The following is a 4,053-nucleotide window of genomic DNA, read 5'->3' as shown; positions in this document are numbered from 1 at the left end:
CGTTCTGATAAAGGTTTGGCATACAATTCACTTAAAAGTGTTGGGATATCTTCCCCTTGGTCTTGATGATACGTTGGGGTGACAGTCAGGTTTGGAGTCTCTGTCAAACTTGGTTGGGCTGGTTTAGCATTATCACTACTTGGTTTACTTGAGCTTGTAGAAGAATGTGAGCTCTGTTTACCATTCCAATAAGCTTGGGCAGCAGCCAATTCTCCTGCAGACAAATCACTCTTCGGAATATAGTGGAAATGATTGCCGTGCGGTACAATAAATGCGTCTCCTGTATCTTCAATCACATCTGTCGGACTAAAGACATACCCATCATCCGTTGTATAAGCGCCTCCAGTTCCTCGATTTGGTGCCTGCGTATTGAGATTAAAGTTTGGTTTAATGGTTGAACTTGGTGTTGAACTTGGTTTATCGGTACTGCTTGGTTTCGTATTGTCAGATTGACTTTGAACTGGCTGACCTCCAATTGGTAGATTTCGAGCCAATTTTTCTTCCAAAGCAGACATTTGCGAATAAGGAATGAAATGGAAATGATCCCCGTGAGGAACTGCCACACCATTGGCAGTACGTTTTGTAATCTGTGCTGGGTCAAATACTAATCCATCAGACTCCACATGACGTTGGCTAAGTGGCAAGGCATACAATTCTTGAAGAAGACTAGCTAAATCCTCATTTGGGCTCTCCGGAGCTGTAGCAGGATTTTGAGGAGTTTCAGATTGACTCGTTCTTAGAGTAGATCTTGTTTCTCCCCTGCTTGAACGGTATTCAACGGTACTTAATTGACTACCTTTTCCAGATAAGAAGGCTTGGGCAGCAGCTAATTCACTGGCAGACAAATCACTCTTCGGAATATAGTGGAAGTGATTGCCATGAGGAACAATATAAGCATCACCCGTGTCCTCAATGATATCCGAGGCATTAAAGATATACCCATCATCCGTTGTATAACGGCCTTGAGCTCTGGCAGCGACTACCGCTTTATCGCTAGAACCACCTCCGTGATTACTACTGTGTTCCTGCTTCTGACGTTTAATCTCTTCTTTTGTCCGAATATTGTCCGCATGAGCCGCATCTTTAAGGTAAACATAGTATTTACCGTCCACCTTAATCACATAGCCACCCTTGATTTCATTGACAATGTCTGAATCCTTCAACTGATAATTTGGATCTTTCATCAGCAGTTCTTCACTAATGATAGCATCATAAGGAACCTTGCCATTATAGTAGTGATAATGGTCTCCATGAGAAGTCACATAACCTTGATCCGTAATCTTGATAACGATTTGCTCGGCATTAATACCTTCTTTTTTACTGACTTCATCAGGTGTCAAAGTCTCTGCCTTTTGGCTTGGTTGGTTACCATCGATGTATGAAACACGGTTATTTTCTTTTACAGTTTGAGCTTGATGCAAACCTAGTTCATAAGCACAGACACTTAAAACAAGTGCTGCTGCTGATCCAGCTAGATATTTTTTATTGATTTTCATAATCTCCTCTTTTCTTAACTCTATTTGATTCACTATAAAACAATAAACCAGTTAATTAACTAGTTAATATTTTACTCCTTTTAGTACTGCTTGTCAAGAATTTTTCGTATATACATAATAAAAATGAAAGCCTCTTTATCGAGACTCCCATTTTTCATTAGTTTGTTTTTTCCTTATTTACAGGTGAAGGATTACTACCCTTTAACAACGCAAGTAATTTTTCTGCTTCTGCCATGATACCATTATTATCCATGGTTTGGAGACTCAAATTATTTCGTAAACCAGCTAGGGTTTCTGTCGCATTGCCTTTCAGACTAGCATCCGTTACTTTAGCAAGTAAAGCTTCTGCTTCTTTGAGCTTGGCTTCTACTTTTTCAGTCTCTACTTGAGGGACTTCTGGCTCAGCAGGTGTTTCCTCTACTGGTTCTTCATCCGCTTTGAAGTTCTTTTTGGGATCTTCACTGTGGTCTTTCTTACCTAAGACATGCTCGCTGGCATTGCCCCATCCATCATTAGAATGTGGACGTTCGTCAGGATGTTCAACATAATACTTAATCGTTGCAAATAAATCTTCCAACGTATAACCATTTGGAGCTTTGTATGAGTGATCATCAAACCAAGCAAATTTAATGTTATGGTAATGATCCTTATGAGGAATGATTAAATTACCATTTTTAACTTCTACTGTATGCTCAACCATGTATGGAAGTCGAACGAGTGGAATTCGTTTTTCCCCTTTCACACGATTGTAAATAGCCGCTGCACTATCTCCAGTTGGATTTGCTTGAGCATCTGCGTCTGCTGACGGAGGTAGAATTCCTTTTTCTTTAGTATAAGATTGAGCTGCAGCTTTTTCCTTATCAGAAAGGCTGTCTTTTCCAATCCAGTGACTATGTCCCATATGAGGCGTTACATAGGCATCTCCTTCATCACTGATAATATCATGTTCGTCAAAAATGTAACCATCTGAAGTTGTATACTTATCAGCTAATTGAGCAATGCGGACTTCATTTTCGGTATACTCAATCTGAGAATTTGGTTTGCCAAGTCGCTCTGGATGAGTAATTGGTGCTAGGAATGCCAATAAATCATCTACCAATTTTCCTTTATTAGAAGATTCATCATTCAAGCGTTCTGCTAATTTGTCTAAGGCTTGGAAATCAGAAACGCGACCTTTATTTTCAGACAAGGCTTTATGAGCCTCAGCCAACAGATTATATGCTTTATCATAAAATTCTTGGTCACGAGGAGCGACATTTTCTTTCTTCGCAACTAGATCGTGTGTTTCTTGAGTTTTCTTAGACAAGAGATTTTCAATAGCATCAATCTTATCCTTGGCTAAGTCTTTAGCTAGAACATAACGACTAGCGCCCTTATCTTCGAAAATATAACCGTCGCCAACTTTTCTAACAACCTGGTTGACATCAAATTCTGTCAGTTTATTTTCCACCGGTGCTTGAGGTTTGGTAGTAGGCGCTGGCTTCAGAGGAGTAACACTTGGCAAGACACTGCCATTTTGTCCCTTGACAGCTATCATACGAGCCAATTTTTCTTCCAGCGGTGACATTTGTGAATAAGGGATAAAGTGATAATGGTCTCCGTGAGGAACTGCCACACCATTTGCTGTACGTTTGATGATTTGTGCCGGATCAAAGACTAAGCCATCTGATTCAACATGACGTTCTGATAAAGGTTTGGCATACAATTCACTTAAAAGTGTTGGGATATCTTCCCCTTGGTCTTGATGATACGTTGGGGTGACAGTCAGGTTTGGAGTCTCTGTCAAACTTGGTTGGGCTGGTTTAGCATTATCACTACTTGGTTTACTTGAGCTTGTAGAAGAATGTGAGCTCTGTTTACCATTCCAATAAGCTTGGGCAGCAGCCAATTCTCCTGCAGACAAATCACTCTTCGGAATATAGTGGAAATGATTGCCGTGCGGTACAATAAATGCGTCTCCTGTATCTTCAATCACATCTGTCGGACTAAAGACATACCCATCATCCGTTGTATAAGCGCCTCCAGTTCCTCGATTTGGTGCCTGCGTATTGAGATTAAAGTTTGGTTTAATGGTTGAACTTGGTGTTGAACTTGGTTTATCGGTACTGCTTGGTTTCGTATTGTCAGATTGACTTTGAACTGGCTGACCTCCAATTGGTAGATTTCGAGCCAATTTTTCTTCCAAAGCAGACATTTGCGAATAAGGAATGAAATGGAAATGATCCCCGTGAGGAACTGCCACACCATTGGCAGTACGTTTTGTAATCTGTGCTGGGTCAAATACTAATCCATCAGACTCCACATGACGTTGGCTAAGTGGCAAGGCATACAATTCTTGAAGAAGACTAGCTAAATCCTCATTTGGGCTCTCCGGAGCTGTAGCAGGATTTTGAGGAGTTTCAGATTGACTCGTTCTTAGAGTAGATCTTGTTTCTCCCCTGCTTGAACGGTATTCAACGGTACTTAATTGACTACCTTTTCCAGATAAGAAGGCTTGGGCAGCAGCTAATTCACTGGCAGACAAATCACTCTTCGGAATATAGTGGAAGTGATTGCC

General features: G+C 40.8%; 2 protein-coding genes. Both read right to left on the bottom strand.

Features of this window, described 5'->3' with window-relative positions; all coding sequences use genetic code 11:
• On the bottom strand, positions 1 to 1,496 hold a 1,496-nt coding region (locus ADJ60_RS09370; RefSeq protein ID WP_049544722.1), incomplete at its 3' end, for a pneumococcal-type histidine triad protein.
• A 157-nt stretch (positions 1,497 to 1,653) separates the two neighbouring features.
• The coding region (locus ADJ60_RS09365) for a pneumococcal-type histidine triad protein (RefSeq protein ID WP_049544721.1) at positions 1,654 to 4,053 on the bottom strand (2,400 nt) is incomplete at its 5' end.

Origin of the sequence: Streptococcus pseudopneumoniae (assembly GCF_001076775.1) — a bacterium.
Classification (GTDB): domain Bacteria; phylum Bacillota; class Bacilli; order Lactobacillales; family Streptococcaceae; genus Streptococcus; species Streptococcus pseudopneumoniae_G.
Note: the sequence above shows the minus strand (reverse complement) of the source record. Positions and strands in the feature narration are given on the sequence as shown.